Annotated in this window: 19 protein-coding genes; 15 read left to right on the plus strand and 4 right to left on the minus strand. The window is 45.3% G+C overall.

Annotated features, from left to right (window positions below):
- Positions 1 to 654: 654 nt before the first annotated feature.
- The 4 genes from GJR95_RS02875 (at position 655) to GJR95_RS02890 (ending at position 4,305) form a co-directional block, all read left to right on the plus strand.
- Positions 655 to 1,506: a chromate resistance protein ChrB domain-containing protein gene (locus GJR95_RS02875; RefSeq protein WP_162384452.1), complete on the plus strand. Its 852-nt coding sequence runs from the start codon at positions 655 to 657 to the stop codon at positions 1,504 to 1,506.
- 65 nt (positions 1,507 to 1,571) lie between these two features.
- Positions 1,572 to 2,129 (plus strand): hypothetical protein, encoded by a 558-nt coding sequence (locus tag GJR95_RS02880; RefSeq protein WP_198424803.1) that lies wholly within the window; start codon positions 1,572 to 1,574, stop codon positions 2,127 to 2,129.
- Between the two features lie 41 nt (positions 2,130 to 2,170).
- Positions 2,171 to 3,148 (plus strand): DUF1259 domain-containing protein, encoded by a 978-nt coding sequence (locus GJR95_RS02885; RefSeq protein WP_162384453.1) that lies wholly within the window; start codon positions 2,171 to 2,173, stop codon positions 3,146 to 3,148.
- 8 nt (positions 3,149 to 3,156) lie between these two features.
- Positions 3,157 to 4,305: a chromate transporter gene (locus tag GJR95_RS02890; protein ID WP_162384454.1), complete on the plus strand. Its 1,149-nt coding sequence runs from the start codon at positions 3,157 to 3,159 to the stop codon at positions 4,303 to 4,305.
- Positions 4,306 to 4,338: 33 nt separating this feature from the next.
- Here GJR95_RS02890 and GJR95_RS02895 read toward each other — a convergent pair whose 3' ends face one another.
- Together GJR95_RS02895 and GJR95_RS02900 are read right to left on the minus strand one after the other, a co-directional pair.
- Complete coding sequence (locus tag GJR95_RS02895; RefSeq protein ID WP_162384455.1) at positions 4,339 to 5,625, minus strand: Gfo/Idh/MocA family protein; 1,287 nt, start codon at positions 5,623 to 5,625, stop codon at positions 4,339 to 4,341.
- Between the two features lie 123 nt (positions 5,626 to 5,748).
- Complete coding sequence (locus GJR95_RS02900; RefSeq protein WP_162384456.1) at positions 5,749 to 6,189, minus strand: helix-turn-helix domain-containing protein; 441 nt, start codon at positions 6,187 to 6,189, stop codon at positions 5,749 to 5,751.
- Positions 6,190 to 6,466: 277 nt separating this feature from the next.
- Between GJR95_RS02900 and GJR95_RS02905 the strand changes: the two genes are divergently transcribed.
- From GJR95_RS02905 to GJR95_RS02930, 6 genes are all read left to right on the plus strand, one after another.
- The gene (locus GJR95_RS02905) at positions 6,467 to 8,107 is read left to right on the plus strand and encodes a vitamin K epoxide reductase family protein (protein ID WP_162384457.1); all 1,641 of its coding nucleotides are present in this window, start codon (positions 6,467 to 6,469) and stop codon (positions 8,105 to 8,107) included.
- 32 nt (positions 8,108 to 8,139) lie between these two features.
- Positions 8,140 to 8,346, plus strand: coding sequence for a hypothetical protein (locus GJR95_RS02910; protein ID WP_162384458.1), 207 nt, complete (start codon positions 8,140 to 8,142; stop codon positions 8,344 to 8,346).
- Positions 8,347 to 8,742: 396 nt separating this feature from the next.
- Positions 8,743 to 9,444: a hypothetical protein gene (locus tag GJR95_RS02915; RefSeq protein WP_162384459.1), complete on the plus strand. Its 702-nt coding sequence runs from the start codon at positions 8,743 to 8,745 to the stop codon at positions 9,442 to 9,444.
- Positions 9,445 to 9,922: 478 nt separating this feature from the next.
- The gene (locus tag GJR95_RS02920; RefSeq protein WP_162384460.1) at positions 9,923 to 12,343 is read left to right on the plus strand and encodes a peptidase domain-containing ABC transporter; all 2,421 of its coding nucleotides are present in this window, start codon (positions 9,923 to 9,925) and stop codon (positions 12,341 to 12,343) included.
- Between the two features lie 73 nt (positions 12,344 to 12,416).
- On the plus strand, positions 12,417 to 13,712 hold the full coding sequence (locus GJR95_RS02925) for an HlyD family efflux transporter periplasmic adaptor subunit (RefSeq protein ID WP_162384461.1): 1,296 nt from the start codon (positions 12,417 to 12,419) through the stop codon (positions 13,710 to 13,712).
- Positions 13,713 to 14,599: 887 nt separating this feature from the next.
- On the plus strand, positions 14,600 to 15,139 hold the full coding sequence (locus tag GJR95_RS02930; RefSeq protein ID WP_162384462.1) for a hypothetical protein: 540 nt from the start codon (positions 14,600 to 14,602) through the stop codon (positions 15,137 to 15,139).
- A 139-nt stretch (positions 15,140 to 15,278) separates the two neighbouring features.
- On the opposite strand, the gene GJR95_RS02935 is transcribed toward GJR95_RS02930, so the two are convergent.
- Positions 15,279 to 15,695, minus strand: coding sequence for a hotdog fold thioesterase (locus GJR95_RS02935; RefSeq protein WP_162384463.1), 417 nt, complete (start codon positions 15,693 to 15,695; stop codon positions 15,279 to 15,281).
- Positions 15,696 to 15,754: 59 nt separating this feature from the next.
- Here GJR95_RS02935 and GJR95_RS02940 point away from each other — a divergent pair, with 59 nt between their 5' ends.
- The 5 genes from GJR95_RS02940 (at position 15,755) to GJR95_RS02960 (ending at position 19,709) form a co-directional block, all read left to right on the plus strand.
- The gene (locus tag GJR95_RS02940) at positions 15,755 to 16,390 is read left to right on the plus strand and encodes a histidine phosphatase family protein (protein WP_162384464.1); all 636 of its coding nucleotides are present in this window, start codon (positions 15,755 to 15,757) and stop codon (positions 16,388 to 16,390) included.
- A 170-nt stretch (positions 16,391 to 16,560) separates the two neighbouring features.
- Positions 16,561 to 17,637 carry a sensor histidine kinase gene (locus GJR95_RS02945; RefSeq protein ID WP_162384465.1) on the plus strand — a complete coding sequence of 359 codons (1,077 nt, stop codon included), beginning with the start codon at positions 16,561 to 16,563 and terminating at the stop codon, positions 17,635 to 17,637.
- A gap of 80 nt (positions 17,638 to 17,717) precedes the next feature.
- A complete protein-coding gene (locus GJR95_RS02950) occupies positions 17,718 to 18,455 on the plus strand; it encodes a LytR/AlgR family response regulator transcription factor (protein WP_162384466.1) in 738 nt (245 codons plus the stop codon).
- A 135-nt stretch (positions 18,456 to 18,590) separates the two neighbouring features.
- Entirely contained in the window at positions 18,591 to 19,388 is a 798-nt protein-coding gene (locus GJR95_RS02955; protein WP_162384467.1) for a DUF3298 and DUF4163 domain-containing protein, read from the plus strand.
- A gap of 30 nt (positions 19,389 to 19,418) precedes the next feature.
- Entirely contained in the window at positions 19,419 to 19,709 is a 291-nt protein-coding gene (locus tag GJR95_RS02960; protein ID WP_162384468.1) for a hypothetical protein, read from the plus strand.
- Between the two features lie 371 nt (positions 19,710 to 20,080).
- Here GJR95_RS02960 and ald read toward each other — a convergent pair whose 3' ends face one another.
- Entirely contained in the window at positions 20,081 to 21,214 is a 1,134-nt protein-coding gene (gene ald, locus GJR95_RS02965) for an alanine dehydrogenase (protein ID WP_162384469.1), read from the minus strand.
- Between the last annotated feature and the right edge of the window lie 19 nt (positions 21,215 to 21,233).

Raw genomic sequence — 21,233 nt, forward strand, 5'->3', positions numbered from 1 at the left:
AAATGAAAAAAGTCAATAAAACGTAAGGCGGATAGTCAAGCAATATACGGTTCTGGAAATAAATTTCGCTAAAACATCTTAACATATTTAGTAGATGACATGTAGCTTAAATTAACAAAACCAAATTTTTTCAAAAGTTACATAATCCCTAGTTACATAACTAGAAATTCTTTTCTAATCCTGTATTTGATAGCAATAAGCTGATTTCTTGAAGTACAATGATGATTACAAGGAAACTACAAATTTACTATAGACTTAAGTTAGTAATCTATTCAATTCGGGACATTCTTTTACAGATTTGGGACATATTCTCAGTATTTAGCAGCGGGAAATCATAAGTCATTCGCAGAATTGAGATCATGTCGATAGAAACGGGAAGCGTTTGACAGATAAAGGTGATTCATCAAAGTCGCGTTGGATGATTTTGTCACTATATGGCAAAGATTTTTCTCTTAAGACTTCCGTTATTGTGTCAAAACTTCGTGTATTGCTGATAAAGGTGTTTCCCACTAGAAAACAGGTGGCTGGCAGTAGGGTATTCACTAAAACGAGTGTTAGCCCTATCCAGGTTATATATTGACACCCGTGTCAGGTAGTAGGTCGTAATGCACCGGCAATTGGTAATTTAGCCGCTTAAAATCAAAAACAGCTCTTATGCGCTGGATTACCCGCGAACGTCCTAAAATTGACCGGCTTGCCTGTCCCTGGCTAATCCGTCGATTTATTGACCCGGAAGCCGACATTATTTTCGTACCAGAATCGCAGGTACAAATGAAAGCGCAGGAATTAGACGCGACGCCATTCGACATTCCGGGGGTAGAATATACGCATTACGAAGGCCGCTGCACATTTGATTATTTCCTGGAAAAACACGCGCTAATTGATCCGGCCCTACAGACAATAGCTCCCATCGTTCGGGGAGCCGACATTGACGACCATTTGCTGGCTCCGCAGGCGGCTGGACTTTGGGCCATTTCGGCAGGTATGGCTCTCAACATCCGTGACGATCAGGAGTTGCTGGTACAGGGAATGATTTTGTATGATGCGCTTTATAGTTGGGCAAAATACCTACAGCGCCAGAAGCACACTCAAAGCCCGACAGAAAAGCTATTGCTACAGGTGCTTCATACCTACGAAAAACCGAAGAAAAAAGCACCCACCTGGGTGAAGGAGCTTCGGGAAATGATTCAGGACCAGATTGATACCAATCTGTCGCTGAGCCTGAAAGGCTTATCGGAGAATCTGTCGGTCAATCCCGCCTATCTGTCGCGAGAGTTCTCGCGGTATTTCGATAATCTGTCATTTGGCGAATACATCCGCAAACTTCGTATCGAAAAATCGCTTCAACTGCTGGAATCAACAGCTTATACACTCTCTGAAATAGCTTACCTGACTGGCTTCTCTGATCAGAGTCATTTTACCCGGATTTTTAAGAAACAGATCGGGAAAAACCCCTCCGAGTACCGAAAAAGGTGGCTAAAAGGTAAAGCAGATACAAAAGGTTAATTCTATTCTATTTTTCGGGCAAAGGTGCTTGTAGCATTGTAATCGAAATCGTTTATGATTACTGTATGCAACAACGTTACTCTCTTGATTTGGAGCCTGATTCTTCCCGTAAAAGAATAATCATTCAGAGTTTATTCTGGCTGCTGATTGCAATTTGGCCAATTGATGTCAGTGCGCAAACCATCGCGCCAACTCCACCCCGAATGGCCGGTTATCTGGGCATACTTCACCCGCTGGTTACGATTGATGGCAACGGTAGCGAGACTAATTTTTCTGATTATTACGTTGTCGGATTTCCGATCGGGCTGAATCTGTGGAAGACCGAGCGAGTTGGCTTTTCGGTCGAGATTGTACCCATTATTCGGGCAGAAAACCACGTCAGTCGGGTTAGCAACGTGTTGTTTCACCCCGGTATACTGCTTAATTTAGGAAACGGGTTCGCGTTTGCGGGTCGACTGGCTTTTGAAACAAACGGGCGCTATGGTGTCACACCAGTATTTAACAAAGTTGTAAAGCGGAATAAACACAGTAACTATTTCGTAGCTATACCCATTCCGGTTCGGTTTGGTAATGATCGCTCTACTTCAGCCACCGTTGGTTTCCAGTTTGGTATTGCGTTTTAAAAATGCACATTCGCTGTCAGCTTAACCTTTCTGCCATGTCTATGAAACGAAGAAATTTTCTGCAAACGGCGATCGTGGCAGGTGCCATTCCCATTTGCTCGACTTCCGGTACCGATGCGTTACCCATTGGGCCGACCCCCGCTTTGTCGGTGGAAGAACAGGACGCCATCGCCACTGCTCTGGGGAAGAAAGGAACTTACACCGAAGCTCAGGCTACCTACTCAGTCCCCTTACCGCGTGCGGACCTTAAGGTGACCCTAAAAGGTGAACCTGTTCCTATTCCGTTTGGCTTCGGCGGATGGGTTGCTTTCAAGAAAACACTCGACGGAAAGCAGACCGTAATGATGAGCGATACGGTTCTGCTCGAAGAAGAAGTGAACCCATTGATCGATTCAGTCCATGTTGCCGGGCTGGAGATCGGCGCTATTCACAATCACTTTTTCTACGAGCAACCCCGCATTTTTTACATGCATCTGCACGGTATGGGCGATGTGAGAAATCTGGCAAAAAAGTATGCTCAGGCTATTCAAAATACGAAGCTTTTTCCGGCCAATCAGCTCAGTGCAGCCAAAATAGCGACCGCACCAGCAACCGTTTCCCAAACGAGTAAGGAATTGTTTGATTTGCCGGTCCTCGATGAGATTGTGAAGTATAAAGGAGTGGTCAATGGGCCGACCTACAAATATACTGTGGGCCGTGATGACGTGCAGATTACGGCGATGGGTGCAGAAATGACTGCGGCTATCGGGTTAAATTCCTGGGCGTCCTTGGCGGGTCAGCAGTCTGGTGCCCACATAGCGGGCGACATTGCTATGCTCGAAAGTGAAGTGAATTCAGTCGTAAAAATCTTACGGAAGAATAACCTGGAAGTAGTTGCCCTTCATCACCATATGCTGGGTGACCAACCCCGAACGGTGTTTTTACATTACTACGGTCGCGGCCCTGCCACCGATCTGGCGCGTGGCTTTCGGGCAGCTTTGGACCAGCTCGGTAAAGGAACACCAGCTATGAAGCATTAAGCAACGCCATGGTTATCCCGACAACTGCTTATACACGCCGGCAACTTACGGTCTATTTTCTAAAGCTAGGCACATTTGGTTTTGGTGGGCCTCCTGCATTGGTGAGTGCTATGTACCGCGATCTGGTTCAGGATCGGAGATGGATCGATGAAGCTGATTATCGAGAAGGCGTAGCACTGGCGCAACTAGCTCCGGGGCCATTGGCGGCCCAGTTGGCCATTTATCTGGGCTATGTGCACTATGGTGTTCTGGGTGCTACGTTTGTTGGTGTGGCTTTTGTATTGCCTTCTTTTTTGATGGTGTTGGCGTTGGGCTGGGCGTATGTACGCTTCGGTGGGTTGCCCTGGATGCAGGCCATGTTTTATGGCGTTGGCGCAGCTGTTATTGGGCTTATAGCCATTGGAACCTATAAACTCACCACTAAAACTGTCGCAAAAGACGGGCTAAGCTGGGGGCTGTTTATTGTATCGGCAGTTGTAACGGTCGTTATGGAATCGGAGTTATTGTGGTTGGTTATTGGTTCGGGTATTCTTTACTGGTTTGTAAAGGCATCACCCTACCGACTACCTGGCCGAACCGGAAACGTCTGGGCTCCCGTCCTGACTCAGTTGTTGGCAATACCCACTGATTCGGTTTTATGGAAACTGGCGATCTTCTTCACTAAAGCGGGGGTTTTTGTATTCGGTAGTGGGTTGGCTATCGTTCCTTTTTTGTATGGTGGTGTTGTCAAAGAATACGGCTGGCTGACCGAACAGCAGTTTTTAGATGCTGTTGCGGTTGCCATGATAACCCCTGGTCCAGTTGTCATTACCGTCGCGTTTATCGGCTATCTGGTAGCCGGTTTTTGGGGTGCGGTTGTGGCGGCACTGGCCACGTTTTTGCCCTGTTACCTGCTGACAGTTTTACCGGCTCCCTACTTCAAAAAGTATGGTAAACATCCGGGCATCAAAGCGTTTGTCGATGGCGTAACCATTGCGGCTGTAGGGGCTATTGCCGGAGCCGTCGTTGTGCTCGCCCGTCGGCAACTTGTCGATCTGCCTGCGGTTGGCATTGCGCTCGTAACAATATTACTTCTATACCGATTCAAAAAACTACCAGAACTGGGTGTAATTGCCGCAGCGGCCATTATTGGAATTCTATTGCGTCAGGCGTTATAAGAATGTTCGAAATTGTTTCTGCTGGTTCAGACTTCATATCAAATCCCATTCTTTCCGGTATTCTCTGAACAGCATGGCATTGGCTTCGGAATTATGCCTGAATTTTTCTTTGCGGGGATTCCACTCCAGTGGCTGACCAAGCCGGTACGAGATCAGGCCGAGATGCATGGGCATTGTCATCTGGCGGGCATAGGCCAGATTAGACTCCGGTTGCTTGCGTGATTTTACCGAGTTGATGAAATTCTGCTGATGCCCCGGCGACCGTTCGAGGGTGATGGGGACTTCGGCAACATCGTTCATAATGACCCCATTGATCGTGATTTCGCGGGTATTGTAATCGCAAAGCAGTGTGCCTTTATCGCCCTCGAAATAAGCACCGATACCGCGTTTCTCAGCTCCCGGCACATTAGGCGGTGTGCTGGTCCAGTGGAGTTTCAGTCCATCGAACTCATAATCGATATCGATCCATTTGGGCGCGTCGCCAATACCTTCGGGTGCTTCGCCCTTTGCCGAAATGCGCTTCAGCCCAGTCGGGTTGATGGCCCACCACACGACATCGGCAATGTGGCACCAGAAATCCTGAAACACACCACCCGAATAATCCAGAAAATAGCGATACGTAAAATGACACCGTTCCGGCGTATACAGCGAGACGGGAGCGGGCCCCTGCCACATATCCCAGTTCAATGTAGACGGTGGAGCCTGGTAATTAGCCGGACCCAGCACGGGCGGAAATCCGGTTTTCCAGAGCCGAACGGTATGTACCTTGCCAATGGCTCCGCTCTGAATGATTTCCACTACGCGGTGGTAGTTGTCGCCCGCGTGAATCTGCGTACCCAACTGAAAAATACGGTCGTAGCGATCGAGGGCTTTGAGCATTTTCTGCCCTTCGCGGACGCTGTAGGAGAGGGGTTTTTCGCCATAAACGTCTTTGCCAGCCTGAAACGCCATAATGGCAACCTGGGCGTGCCAGTGGTCGGGTGTAGCGCAGGTAATGGCGTCGATATCGGAGCGGTCGAGCAGATGACGAAAATCGGAGTAGGTTTTGGCCGTCGTGTCAGGGTGTACTTTTTTGAGCGTATCCAGTGCTTTTGCCAGGTGCGTTTCGTCCAGATCGCACAGACCAACGACGTCAACTTCGGGTAGATTGGCAAACCAGTTCAGGTGATTGGTACCCATACCGTTCAGGCCGATGTGGGCTACGCGAACACGGTCGCTGGGGGCAACTTTGCGTTTCAGGTTAGGAAAGACAGCTAAGCTAAGAGCAGCCGCGCTGCTTTGTTTCAGAAAATCCCGGCGGGTCGGTTGGAAGGTCTTCATGTAGAGTAGGCAGGTTTGTATCGCAAACGAGTCGGTTCTTTACCTGAAGAAATAAGGTGTCGAAATTCTACTGTAAACGCCGTGCTGATATTACACAACCGCCGGTTACGGGCGATTTTCAAATCATTTGTTCAATACCGGCCGCTCTCTGTTATGCCCCAGACAATATTCATTCCAGACCCTGTGCAGGTAGGTTGTATAGTGCTTCAAAAATGTATTTTCAACATGTAAGTTTTCGATTAAAGTCTCTTTTTCTACCAGAAGTGTCTTAACGGTTTCGGGAAGTTCTGGCTTTGGGCCATTCGTTAGGTGGTAGTTTCTGAGTACGTCGGGAGTAGTTTCCAATGCATCGGCAATCTCAGACAATCGTTTGGCACTACGCTCGTCATTGTTTTCAATCCGGTGATAGGTCGTTTGGTGGACATTGATTTTATCGGCTACATACTCCTGCTTGATGTGATGATCATTGCGATATTGCTTGATGTTTCCTGCTAATCCCATAACGGTATGAAGAAGTCGATTCAAGACGATGAATTTGTTGGGTATGACGATGAATAACGACATAAGTAATGAAACTTACATTTTTGGATACTTTCGTTTCTGATGTAAATTTCAGATATAATATGCTGATAGTCAGTAATATGTGGAATAAGTGGCAAGTGCTTATTTATGGGTATACGATTTATTTAACGGTGTAATTAGGATTAGAAAAGCATAAAATGGCATAAAAAAGCATAAAAAACGCATAACAATGAGCCGATTTAGGCTACATCTTTGAGCTATCACTTCGGTGCGGAGTGGCGGCAACGACCGACCGACCAATCCGACAATAGCTCGTGAAATGGCTTTATTCGACACGCTATCAAATACTACCGACGAAAATGCAACCGCAACACTTTACGCCCTGGTGAAGGAGCTAGGCGCAAAAGTGACGCGTGCAACTGTTCAGGAAGAACTCTCGCAACATCCCGATTTTCCTAGCTTGCTTAGTTTAAGTGACCTGCTTACCGATTGGCATATTGACAATACAGCCTTCCAACTGAACACGACCGAGCAACTCCGTGAATTACCAGTACCTTTTGTTGCACATCTCCGTAAGAATGGTGGTTGGTATGTACTGGTGACTGCTTTAACAGGCAACCGAATTACATATAGTGACAATACCCAAGGACGTAAGAGCGATATATTGACTGACTTTGAAAAGAACTGGTCGGGTATAGTGTTATTGGCCGAAACAAACGAACAGTCTGGTGAATCCGATTATATTGCCCATCGTAAACGGGAAGTCCTTAATGAATTACGCGGCCCGTTTGCGATGGTTGGCTCACTGCTTATTTTTTTTGTCATCATCCTGAGCGTAGCGAAGGACCTTAAAACAACGGACTGGTTCCTACTGGCTACAAAGGCAACGGGTTTGCTACTCAGTGGTTTGTTGGTAGCTAAACAGTTGGGCAGTAAAAATGCCCTGACCGACCGTCTATGTAGTATTAATGCCAAAACCAATTGCGATGATGTACTTAACTCCCCAGCCGCCAAGCTGTGGGGGTGGCTCAGTTGGACCGATGTTGGGTTGCTCTATTTTGCAGGTGGTTTACTCGCTGTGCTGCTGGTGAGTGTGCAGCCTCAATTACGTTCGCTGCTCTACTGGCTTGCTCTGTTGGCCTTGCCTTATACCGTGTTTTCAGTTTATTATCAGGGCTTTATATTGCAAAATTGGTGCTCGTTGTGTTTGAGCGTGCAAGGCTTGTTACTTATGGAGGGTATTCTGGCCATAAGGCAGCTAACCGTGTTGCCGAGTGATGTACAGCCTTACTTGCTTGCACTGGTCGCGTTTCTGTTACCAACCCTTGTCTGGGTAGTTCTAAAGATGTTGTTGGCTACGCTGCCAAAAAGCCGCCGGGAGCATGAAGAACTGATGCGGTTGAAACGTAACCCAGATTTGTTCCGGGCGTTGCTATTGCAACAACCGGAGATGCCACCTATTCCGCATGATCTGAGTCCAATTATACTGGGTAACCCCGAAGCTGAGCATACAATTACAATGGTGACGAATCCATATTGTGGGCCATGTGGGAGGACACATATGGAATTGGAGCAACTAATTCAACAAAATCAGAATGTGAAAGCCAACATCATTTTTACGAGTGATGGTTCCGACGGGCCAGCTATGCAGATGGCTGTACACACCTTGGCATTAGCCAAAGAGAGTAAATCCCATGCACTGACGAACTGGTACGAACAGCCGGACAAGAAATTCGGCATCTGGGCTAAAAAGTATCCCGTCATCGCCGACAAAACGAATTGGCAAGAAATAGCCAATCAGCATCACAAATGGTGTCGATTAGCCGATATTAAATTCACCCCGACACTATTTGTGGATGGGTATTTAATACCGGAACAGTATGTACTGGATAAGTTGAGGTGGTTAATAAATGAACTTCCTGCCCAAACGTCAAAGATGGATTTAGCTAAATCAAAATAAATTAAGTATTTAATTTAAAACCACTTTCAATTATGAAAAAACAAATTTCAATGGCGAGTTTTTCTGGTAGTGTTTTGAATAGAGCACAGCTACGAGAGATTAAAGGTGGAATGATTGCTGTTAGCTGTACATGTAGTGGTGGTGCTAGCTGGTCAGGAATAGTCTATTCGAACTCAGATTTGGCCTTCTTTAATAAGGTATACTGTGGAGGTGCCAATAAAGGCACTTGTAATCCCTAATACTTTTGTGAGTTGAATCTGATGATTAACTAAGTAGAAATCGTACTCTAGCAGCAACTTTACCCCTTGCGATTCTAAAGGAAAATCGTTATAAACAGAGCTACTTAGTTTAATTAACGAGCAGCCATCTTGCCTATAGGATTGTCCTATAGGCAAGATTTAAAACGGGCCAATAACTTATTGAGAGGGCATAATTTTGATAATTCGGTTAACCTTATTTAACTGACCGCACTCTTTCATGTGAATTGATACTTAATAATATCAGCTACTTCTATTGGGGGATAGCCATATATCAATGAAGGGGCTATGTACTAGGATTTCGTTAATAAAATTTAAAATTTTAGCTTTTTTGATTCAAAATTATTGCAACGGTAAAAAATTAAATGGAGAAATAAGATGGAAAATAATTCGCTCAAACATCGTTATCAGATTAGTCTATATTTTTTATTAATTTGTTTATGGGTAGCTACAAATGTCTCCATAGCTAGCACGTGTTCTATTTCTTTCAAAAGTGACGCATATCCCGTAACGGTTAAACTGTTAAAATATACGGATGGTTTCAAGAAAGAGCTTGTTAATAAGATAATTATAAGCGGACCTTATATTTTTAATATGGATATTGCTGAAATAGATACATACATACTGGAAAGTAATAATAGTGCAAAATTTTTAGTATTTTTTTGGGATGGTGATGTTGAAATATATATAAAAACAAATAATATTGACCAGTCGATTATTCTAAAATCACCATGCTCGAAGGAGAGCGAAAATTTTGAAAGATTATCGGAAGAAAGAATTTTCAAAAAAATTAAGCAATTAGATACACTTTTGGCCAATTTGCGCGCAAGAGAGAGCATAATTGGCAAGGACTCTTTACAGATTTTAAAAAATAAAAGAGCTAGTTTTATGAGCGCATCTAGGGAAGAATACGAACGATTTACTCGTCAGTATCTTAAAGATCATCCAAAATCTTTTGTAGCACTTTATTATATGCAAATGTTGGAAATTGCTCCAGATGAATCAGAACGGAAAATTCTACAAAATATGCCTCAGGAATACAAGAAGAATCACAGATATTTGTCTTTGATTGGACATTAGATTTGTTACATATTATGCCGAGGAAATGCCTTTAGATGCACTAAAAGCTTTTTTAAGTGAAAACTATAAAGGTAATGGATTGGATTTAGGAGATTACTTTGGCAATAAAACCACGTTGTGAGGAGGTACGAACATAGTAATTAAGCTAATTGTAATAAAAGAAGAGTATTGGAATGGCAGATAAAACTTGTTGTCTACTAATCAGAATACCCTGTGAAATTTGTAAAAAGTAGTGGAGAATTGTGACAGTTTAAAATTGAGAATGAATTATTAAATTTCGAATCGAATTTCGGAATAAATTCCCCCAAAGATATTTTCATAATAAGAAACCGTGGTTGTTTAGAAAATATACTATTAATAGCATTCCCCGCTATATATTAATTGGGAAAAATGGCACTACAATTAGGTTCGATGCACCTCGACCAAATGATCCAAAGATTAGAGAAAAATTTCGTGAATTATTGAAGTTGTAGTATTCATGCCCACCTTTTCCTATTATCACCAACTCGACCAAATGGATTGTGGTCCCACCTGCCTACGCATGGTGGCAAAGTACTATGGTCGTTCCTATACAGTGCAGAGACTGCGTGAGAAATCTCAGATTAGCAAAGAAGGAGTATCGTTACTGGGTATTTCGGAAGCGGCTGAAGCCATTGGATTTAGGACGATGGGCGTCAAGGTTTCGTTCGAGAAATTAGCCACGGAGGCACCATTGCCCTGTATTATACATTGGGATCAGAATCATTTTGTCGTAGTCTATGACATTAAGAGAGCTAGTGTAGGCTGGATGAACCGTATTAAAGGTGGTCGCAAGGCCATCAAAGGAATTGATACTGACGTATTGCCTAAACCGTTCATGCACGATTTCAGGATCGATAAGGGCGACGTTATTATTACACCTAATGGATGGGCTGAGCGGGAACAGTTTAGGCAAAATTCTGCCCCGCACTCCTTTCCCTTCGTAACCAAAGGCACAGTTTATATAGCTGACCCGGCCAAAGGGTTAGTCGCTTATCCGGCAGAGGAGTTTTGTGACCATTGGTTATCGTCGCAAACGGGTAAGGAGCGTGAAGGTGTTGTATTGCTGCTCGAACCAACTCCAGGTTTTTTTGAACAGGATGACGAGCGGACAAACGCTTACAATTTTGAGCGGGTCTTTGGCTACTTATGGCAGTACAAAGGGCTGTTGGTACAACTTGCGCTGGGGCTGGCTGTCGGCAGTGGGTTGCAATTGTTATTCCCGTTTCTGACTCAGTCGGTTGTGGATGTGGGCGTCAATACGCAGAATATTCCCTTCATATATTTGGTATTGGGGGCGCAACTCATGCTGATGGCTGGGCGGCTGTCGGTCGAGTTTATCCGAAGCTGGATTCTACTACACATCAGCACCCGCGTCAACCTGAGCATTCTGTCTGATTTTCTGATCAAATTGATGCGCTTACCCGTGTCGTTTTTCGACAGCAAACAGTTTGGCGATCTCATGCAGCGGATCGGCGACCATCATCGGATCGAAAGCTTCCTGACCAGTCAAACGATTTCGGTGCTGTTTTCGATGGTCAACCTCGTCATTTTCGGCGCAGTGCTGGCCATGTATAACCTCAGCATTTTTAGCATTTTCGTGGTGTCGAGTCTCCTCTATGTTGGCTGGGTGGTGTTGTTTCTGCACCAGCGCCGGAAACTGGATTTTAAGCGGTTTGATGTATCCGCCAAGAACCAGAGTAGACTGGTGCAACTGATTCAGGGTATGCAGGAAATCAAGCTGGCCGGTGCTGAACGACCGATGCGCTGGGCGTGGGAGCAATTACAGGCCCGGCTGTTTCGCTTGCAAATGCGTGGGTTGGCCTTGAGTCAGTACCAGCAGGCCGGGGCGTTTACCATTAACGAAGGCAAGAATATTTTCATCACATTTCTGGCCGCTCAAGCCGTCATCAACGGCCAGTTGTCGCTGGGAGGTATGCTGGCCATGCAGCAACTAATTGGTCAGCTAAACAGCCCAATTGAGCAACTGATCGGATTCGTCCAAAGTTTGCAGGATGCCAAAATCAGCCTTGAACGGCTTAACGAAATTCATACGCTTGCCGATGAAGAACCGGCTGAGCACGTTTTCCTGACGTCCATACCTGAGTCAGTTGGGTTGCATCTGAAAAATGTATCATTCCAGTATACGGGTGCTGGCAACGAACCTGTTTTGCAAGGCATTGATTTACTGATTCCTGAGGGGAAAACAACAGCCATCGTTGGTATGAGCGGTAGCGGTAAAACCACATTACTGAAACTTTTGCTGCGGTTCTACGAACCGAACAAAGGCGAAATTCGATTAGGTAATGCCATCTCGCTGGGTGGCATTCCACTTAAAAATATAAGTCATACGTTCTGGCGAAGTCAATGCGGGGCGGTTATGCAGGACGGATTTATCTTTTCCGATACCATTGCCAGGAATATTGCTGTGGGAGTAGACCGAATTGATGCACGAAAATTAGAGCATGCCATACAGGTTGCCAATCTGCGTGATTTTGTTGATTCATTGCCATCGGGTCTGCACACAAAAATTGGCGCAGAGGGTAGTGGCATCAGCCAGGGGCAACGACAGCGGATTTTGATTGCACGAGCGGTTTACAAAGACCCTGCTTATCTCTTTTTCGACGAAGCGACTAATTCTTTAGATGCTAATAACGAAGCCGTGATTGTGCAGAATCTGGATGCGTTTTTTCGTGATCATACGGGACGGCCACGAACAGTAGTAGTCGTTGCGCATCGACTCAGTACGGTTCGTCATGCCGATCAGATTGTTGTGTTGGATAAGGGGAAAATTACGGAAATAGGTACTCATGCCATGCTTGTTGCTAAACAGGGAAGCTATTGGCAATTAGTGAAGAATCAACTGGAACTGGGTGTGTAGTGTTTTCAGTAGTGTCGCGTTTTCAAACCCGATACTACTGAGAAACAAAAATCAAGCTAATCAATTCAATCAAATGAATCCCGGTTCAGATTACTTTACCGAACTACGCTCTGAGGAGGTACACGAACTGTTGGCCCGACCACCGAAATGGTTGCTTCGTTGGGGCATTACGGTTGTCTGTCTGGCCGTTACCTTGGTATTTGTTGGTGCCTGGATGGTTCATTACCCTGATCTGGTGCGGGCTTCGTTCAAGCTCACTTCTGCCAACGCGCCCAAAGCTATTCTAACCCGTACCGACGGTAAACTGATTAGGTTGTTTGCGCACGAAGGGAAGACCGTAAGGGCCGGAACAATACTCGCTTATCTGGAAAGCACCGCTCATCACGATCAAGTACTTCGGTTGTCGCACGAACTGACCAAAGCCTGGTCGATAGCTAGTCAGGGTAATCTTGACGGATTGGATCGATTGGATTTATCCCATTACAGCCAATTGGGTGAATTACAAAATGCTTACCAAACCTTTGAGCAGGCGCATATTCAGCTACGAGCTTACCTGGCTAATGGATTTTATAGTCACAAAAAAAGGCTTTTGTTGCAGGAAATCTCCGATTTACGTGCATTGGCCCAAAACTTACAGGAACAGCGTCAGATACAGGCAAGAGATATGGCGCTCGCTCAGGAAGACTATGCAATTCAACAACGGTTAGCCATCGACAAGGTGATTGCTCCACTTGAGTTGAAAAGGGAGGAAAGTAAAGCCATCGCTCGCAAACTGCCTTACCAGCAAACAATGTCGGCATTGATTAATAACATTACAGCGCAACGGGCAAAGCAGAAAGAGATTCTGGAATTAGCGAAACAGGTAGCCGAAGAACGGGATAAATTCTTGCAGACACTCAACACTTTGCAAAGTGCAACGGATGCCTGGAAGTTGAAATATATTCTTACTGCTCCCGTAACCGGGCGCGTTATTTTTGTGGGTATTTTGCAGGAGAACCAATCCGTTTCGATCAACCAGGAGCTATTTTATGTAGCACCCCCTAGTGCCACCTGCTTCGGCGAATTACGTATTCCACAACAGAATGCCGGCAAGGTGCAGATTGGGCAGAAAGTACAGATAAAATTTGCCGGCTATCCCTATCAGGAATACGGAATTGTTCATGGTCGTATTGCAACTATGGCAGACGTTTCTCTAAAAGACAGCGTATTTCTGGCCAAGGTCACCCTCAATAACGGCTTAAGAACGAGTTATGGCCAGAAGTTAGCCTATAAAAGTGGTATGGCTGCTTCTGCCGAGGTTGTTACAGAAGATAGTCGACTAATCGAAAAGCTGTTTTATCAGCTGAGGAAATTAACGAATGGTCAGTGATCGTTTGGTTGATAAAACCAATTAATCCTTATAGCCTACTAATTGAAATCGTTAACCGACTTACTCAAAAAAGACCTTAAAATACCCCTTTAATTCGTCGAAGAAAATCGGCGTGATATACCTATGAAACGATATTTTATTTTCTTTCGAATCATTAGTTTTTGCTTCTTGGTCAGAAATAGTTTTGCTCAGGATAATGCTGATAGAGAAATATTGACACTTAACGAATTAAACAATATTCAGGTCATTGTAGATCATAAACTGATAACTGACTGGTTGGGAGTGAGAAGACATATTAAACTCAGAGACTTTTCGGTCGCTTTCGATTCAACATCCAGCAGGATCAACAAGGCGTATTATTCAAATCTTTTCATCAACCACGCAAAGATCACGTTAATCCGTAAGGACAAACGTATTGCTTTTGCAACTTGGCGGCTGGGCTTCCGGAACCACTAAACAGTCTCTACACAGTCGTTCAGTTAGGAGATCGTTATGAAATGAAATTTACACTTATTGTTCAACGCAAGACCGGAGAACAAGTCTCATTAGAAAACAAACTTGTCTATAATCTGCCGCTCCTTTAAAATTTGAGGGCGCTTTGGTAATTTTTGTGAAGGGGATTATTTTAGAGCATCATGGTAAACCGTGGCTCGGGTTAAACTGAATCAATAAATATGAGCCAGTGAAAAGTAGACTGGGTTGCCTCAGCAGTAAAACAACTTACTTTCACAAGTGTATGAATGGGAAATGAAGCAGGTGCATTTCAATCTGTTGTTAAATAAGAACTAATGAAGGTAATTTACCGAGAATCACAGATACCAATCTATAGGCTAATTATGACGAGGGTTTTACTACAGAGACGATTACTACAGCTATTCGTACTATGTATGATAAGTACGAACTTTACTTTTTGTACACAAACGAATGAAAGTAATTCACCCGAAATTACGAATGCCAATCAAATTAAGCCTCTATATACGAACCGTGTTGCCAGGTTTTTCTCAAATCAAACCTGGCGAGATACATTGAGCGTAGACGTTAACGGCGAGTCAATAATTACAGGAGAAGTCTTTTTGAAAATCACTAATTATAAGGGGAAGCTTATCTACAAAACTTCTTTCCCAACTCGTGAATTGTTAAACCATGAGGGACTGATTATTCCTGACAAGGATGAGCTGGAAATCAAGAAACGAATTGACAGCTTTTTTGCGCCAACGTTCTTTAGTCAAGCAGTCGTTGTGCACAACGATTCATTAAGTATACCTGATTCGAGTATAACAATTTGGAAAACCATACAAGCAGATCCTACGGCTATTTATTTTTCATACTCTGTAAACAAGAATACGATAAACAGAATCGTGTACTCCAAGATTTTACAAAAGATAGTAGCTATAAGTGGACGTAAAATTGAAACGAATGGCCTATAAAAGTGGTATGGCTGCTTCTGCCGGGGTTAGTACAGCAGATGGCCGCTTATTCGAAAAGCTGTTTTATCAGCTGAGGAAATTAACGAATGGTCAGTGATCGTTTGGTTGATAAAACCAATTAATGTTGCTATCCCAACAATCACCCATTTATAATCGCAATCGTTAGCCGACTCACGCAAACAAGTCTGCCCTGTTCATCAGTAATTCGGATGTCCCATACGTGCGTGGTACGTCCCGTATGAATGGGTGTGCAACGGCCATATACCCATCCCTCGCGTACGGAGCGGAGGTGATTGGCATTGATTTCAAGCCCAACAGCCCGTTGCTTCGTTGGATCATCGAGCAGCATATAGGAGGCTGTACTGCCCAATGATTCGGCCAGAACAACCGAGGCTCCTCCGTGTAAAATCCCGAAAGGCTGGTGAGTCCGACCATCGACCGGCATTCGGGCGGTCAGATACCCTTCTCCCGCTTCCGTAAACTCAATGCCCAAATGTTTAACAATCGAGTCGGCGTGGGCAAACTCCAGGTTACTCAGGTCAAAGCCTGCTTTCATAATGCAGCGAATTTTGTATAATTTTGCACCCGAATACAACGGAAGACAAAGCTAAGAGCTTGCAACAAAAAACCATATATTTAATTCGCCACGGCGAAACCGATTATAATCGGCGGGGCGTGGTGCAGGGAAGTGGCGTTGACTCAGATCTCAATGAGATGGGCCGCGCCCAGGCTATGGCATTTTTTCAGGCCTATCAGCATGTTCCCTTCCAGAAAATCTATATTTCTGGCCTCAAACGGACCTATCAAACGGTTGAATCGTTTATCGAACTCGGTATGCCCTACGAAAAACTAACAGGTCTCAATGAGATCAGTTGGGGCATCATGGAAGGTAAAGTTCCGGGTAATATAGACAATGAATACTACCGAAATCTGATTGAAGCCTGGGCTTCGGGCAATACGGCTTTACCAACCGATGGCGGAGAGAGTCCGGAAGAAGTTGTCATTCGTCAGAAAGTTGCTATCGATGTTATTTTATCACATCCTGACGAAGAAACGGTTCTGGTGGCCATGCACGGGCGGGCTATGCGGATTTTACTCTGCTGGCTTACGAACCAGCCGTTGTCGATAATGGACCAGTTTGAGCACAGCAACCTATGTCTGTACAAACTTCGCTACGATTACGACGAAAAAACATTTACCATCGAAGTGGCAAACGATACATCGCACTTGCTAACATTGGCATTGGCTTAAATCAGGATCAAGGTAGGGTGCTCAAGGCGAAATCTGGCAAAGCAATTAAGCAGTTTTCATCCTTCCTTTTTCCCATTCCTCCTTTTCCACTTCCTTTGATGTAGTTATCCCAAAATTTGAGTTAAAATCTTGTACATTCGCTTATTGTCCAGCTAAGGGCGGTAAATGGAATGAGTACTTCAAAACAAAAAATATATTGGTTTTGCCAGCTCTTTGGCTGGTCACTCCTCATACTGGTGGAGTATCTGGCGTATGTGCTTGAATCGGGGTTTGATCCTGATGCACTTTACCTGGCCATCGCTAATATTTTTCTGGGAATTACGCTGACGCACCTCTATCGATTGATGATCCGGCGATGGAATTGGGTGCGGCTTCCTTTCTTCCGGCTTGTTCCGCGTGTGCTCCTGTCGGTGCTGGTGTTGGCCATGATTATGACACTGGTCAACATCCCGATCGATAGGCGTTTATTCCCACAATATTTTATTGAAGAACCCTGGCCAACGATTGGCTATTTGTTAACCTGGGGTAAGAATATGCTCACTTGGGTGCTTAGCTACACAGCCTATCATTACGTTGAAGAAAACCGAAACGCTGAAATTGAACGGATTTTGCTTAAAACCAGTATCCGGGAAACAGAAGCGAAAGTATTACGGTCGCAGTTGAATCCGCACTTTGTTTTCAACGCATTGAACAGCATTCGGGCGCTGGTTTATGAAAACCCGACCAAAGCGCAGCAGGGTATCACCCAACTCTCCAATCTGCTCCGGAACTCCCTGCTGGCCGACCGGCGCAAAACGGTCGAGCTGCGCGAAGAAATCAAGACCGTTGAAGATTATCTGGCCCTCGAAAAAGTCCGCTACGAAGACCGCCTGACTTCCCGCATTGAGCTGGATAACCGGACGCTGTTCTGGCAAGTGCCGCCAATGATGCTCCAGACACTGGTCGAAAACGCCATTAAACACGGAGTTTCGACAGCAGTAGGTGGTGGCTTTGTTGAGGTTCAGTCAACCATAGTAGCCGACAAACTGCACATTACCATCCGTAATACGGGTGTGCTGGGCGATAAAGAGGCATCAGGAGGATTCGGGCTGGCCAATACGGCTCAACGGCTCGAATTGCTTTATGGCCCTGAGGCTACCTTCCAGATTTTTCAGGAAGATGACAATATAGTCTGTGCTGAAATTAGTATTCCTACCCAGTCGGAGGGTATATTTCGACGTGAAAAAGTAAAGAATGGTGAATTATAACCGGCTCGCCGGGGCGATGAAGAGCTGTGTCGATAGATGACACTCATTATCATTCACCACCTATCACCCATAATTCCCTTATGAAGACCCTTATTATCGACGACGAACGGTTAGCCCGCAACGAACTCCGCCGGCTACTGGAAAACTTTCCGAAAATTCAGATTGTGGGCGAAGCTGCCAATGCAGATGAGGCCCTGCCAATGATCGAAGACCTCGAGCCTGAGCTACTGTTTCTGGATATTCAGATGCCGGGCAAAAACGGTTTCGAATTGTTACAGTCCATTGAGGGCAAAACGCCGGAAGTTATTTTCACAACGGCCTTCGATGAATATGCTATCAAGGCCTTTGAATTCAATGCGCTCGATTATCTGCTCAAGCCTGTTGAGTTAGCCCGGCTTTCGGAAGCGATTCACCGTGTAGAAGAGGAACAACAGCACGCGGGGGAAACACAGGGACCGTCGATTGGGCCAACGTCTAAAGTCCTGGGTGAGAACGATCAGGTTTTCGTGAAAGATGGCGAGAAATGCTGGTTTGTTAAACTCGGCAAAGTGCGGTTGTTCGAGTCGATGGGTAACTATGTTCGCCTGTATTTCGATGACCAGAAACCGTTAGTGTTAAAGTCATTGAATGCGTTGGAAGATCGGCTTAATCCGGCCACTTTTTTTCGAGCCAACCGTAAGCATATTATCAATTTGCAGTGGATTGAAAAAATTGAACCCTGGTTTAGTGGCGGGTTGCTTGTCACTTTACGGGGAGGAGATAAAATCGAAATAAGCCGTCGTCAGGCGATACGATTTAAAGATTTGTTAAGTTTGTAATTAATGCAACCCAGTAATTGGTTAGTAAACAATCGGTTATTAGATTATTAGTTTAATAAATAGGGTAATGCCACTATTACCTGATTTGCGAATTTACTTAGTTGCCAATTACTCAACAATTGCAGACTCCTGTGCATGAAGTATCTTTTAGTCGCGTATCTTTTTTTGGGCTCAACAGTATTGTTTACGTCCTGTAATCACCAGTCAGGGCCTCCTGTACTGGAACGCCAACAGTACAAACTTGCCGGAGCCAGTACGTGCGATACGTCTGTCAATAAGGGGGTTGATGTGTCGGTTTCTTATTTTCTACTCAATGATGATTCGCAGGCGGCCCGTACCATCAATGACAGCATGCGCCAGATAAGCGTTGGTAGTATTGTAGACTGGCTCGATAGTACAACAGTTGCTAATAATCCAGAAGCTCGGGTTGACCTGAACAAAGCAGCAACACTGTTTGCAACCGACTACGAATCCATGATGAAAGATATGGATAAACTAGGCGGCTGCTGGGAACTGAAAACTACGGCCGATACTGTTTATACGAGCTCAAACGCGATTACGGTTAAGATCGAAACCTATGCGTATACGGGAGGGGCCCATCCTAATTCCAATCTGGCATTTTACACCTTTGATCGCGAAACGGGCAAAACACTGGCTTTGACCGATTTGGTGGAAGATACAACTGCCTTGCTTAGCGTTGTCGAAAAGGCGTTTAGAAAACAACAGGACCTGCTGCCACAGTATAACCTGGAAGAACGCGGGTACTTTTTGCGGGATGGCCGTTTTTTTCTGCCAGCCAATATTGGGGTTGGTCGTGATGGGCTGATTTTCTACTACAATCCTTACGAAATAGCCGCTTATGCAGTTGGTCCAATCGAGGTAACCGTGCCGTATGAACAACTAAACGGTATTCTGCGCGACTCCTGGTATTAGCTCAATTTGAACGGTAGATCCTAACACCACATGACATTCGATCAATTTAAGGCTGGACTCGGTCAGGCACAGCCTCCCAACGAACTGCCCCCATTACTACAGGCGCTGTGGTACGACGCAAATGGCAACTGGGAGCAAGCGCATAACATTGCTCAGACTCGTGAAGGCGAAAAGCCATATGACCGTATTCATGCTTATCTGCACCGAAAAGAAGGCGATCGATTCAATGCCAACTATTGGTATCGCCGGGCAGGTGCGTCGTTTTTCGACGGCACGCTCGATGAGGAGTGGGCCGTTCTGGTAAAGCAATTGCTTGGTTAACGAGAGAAGGAAAATAACAGCAGTCTGTATTCTGATTGGCATACATGGTTGCCTCTTTGGCGTGAGGTCAGGTGCTTCAACCTGACCTCTGCGGGTTGCCAAACCACATCCGGCCCCTGAACGACGAGGTTTTGAGAGTCGCCACGGCGAACCGAACCGTCGCATCGGCGAACCGTCCTCGCTGTGTCGGTTTTGAGAAACCGACACCACATTGATTGCTTTATAGACTAATTCACAGATTTTTTAGACACGTAAAAAAAGGCCGCTCAAGAGAAGAGCGGCCTGCGTTTGTCGATGAATTGGTAATATCTTATAACAGCTTTGAAAGACGAAGAATAAGTAAGTGTCTTTTTTGCTGTGTCTGAAGTCTTTTAGTTTGCCAGTTCTTCTTCCGCCAATACCTGGCTTACAGGAGTCAGTGGTAGATTGAACGCATCAGCAACACCTTTGTAAACAATTTTGCCATCAACTACATTCAACCCTAACTGAAGGTCCATGTTGTCGCGGCAGGCTTGTTGCCAGCCTTTGTTAGCCAACTGGAGTGCATAAGGCAGAGTAGCATTCGTTAACGCAAGGGTACTGGTGTAAGGCACTGCTCCCGGCATATTTGCTACACAGTAATGCACAACGCCATCGATAATGAAGGTTGGATCTTCGTGCGTGGTTGGGCGGCAGGTTTCAATGCAACCTCCCTGATCAACCGCAACGTCTACAAGCACCGTACCCGATCGCATCAGTTTCAACATATCGCGGGTAATGAGGTGAGGAGCTTTAGCACCCGGAATCAAGACAGCACCAATGATCAGATCGCAGACCTTGATCATTTCACGAATGTTGTAATCGTTCGACATCATTGTCTGAACGTTGGGCGGCATAATGTCCGACAAATAGCGTAGACGTGCCAGACTAACATCCATGATGGTAACATGCGCCCCTAAACCGGCAGCCATTTTCGCGGCCTGTGTTCCGACAATTCCACCACCCAAAATAAGTACGTTGGCTGGTTTTACGCCCGGAACGCCACCCAGAAGAATGCCACGACCTTTGAGCGGTTTTTCAAGATACTTGGCTCCTTCCTGAACCGCCATCCGACCGGCTACTTCCGACATGGGTACGAGTAGTGGTAAGCTACGATCTGGTCGCTCCACCGTTTCGTAAGCCAGGCAAACTGCGCCTTTAGCCAGCATAGCCTGTGTTAACTCTTCCGACGAAGCAAAGTGGAAATAGGTAAACAGTAATTGATCTTCTTTAATAAGGTCATATTCAGCCGCAATTGGCTCTTTAACCTTCATAATCATTTCGGCAATGCCATATACCTCTTCGATTGAAGGGAGCATTGTCGCACCAGCCGCAATGTATTCTGTGTCCTCAAAACCACTGCCTTCGCCAGCGTTGACCTGTACATAGACAGTATGGCCATACTTCCGAAGCTCAGCAACACCAGCAGGTGTCAGAGCAACGCGGTTTTCATTGTTTTTGATTTCCTTCGGAACACCAATAACCATGATATCTGGGACTTTAAAA

It is taken from the genome of Spirosoma endbachense (assembly GCF_010233585.1).
Lineage (GTDB): Bacteria > Bacteroidota > Bacteroidia > Cytophagales > Spirosomataceae > Spirosoma > Spirosoma endbachense.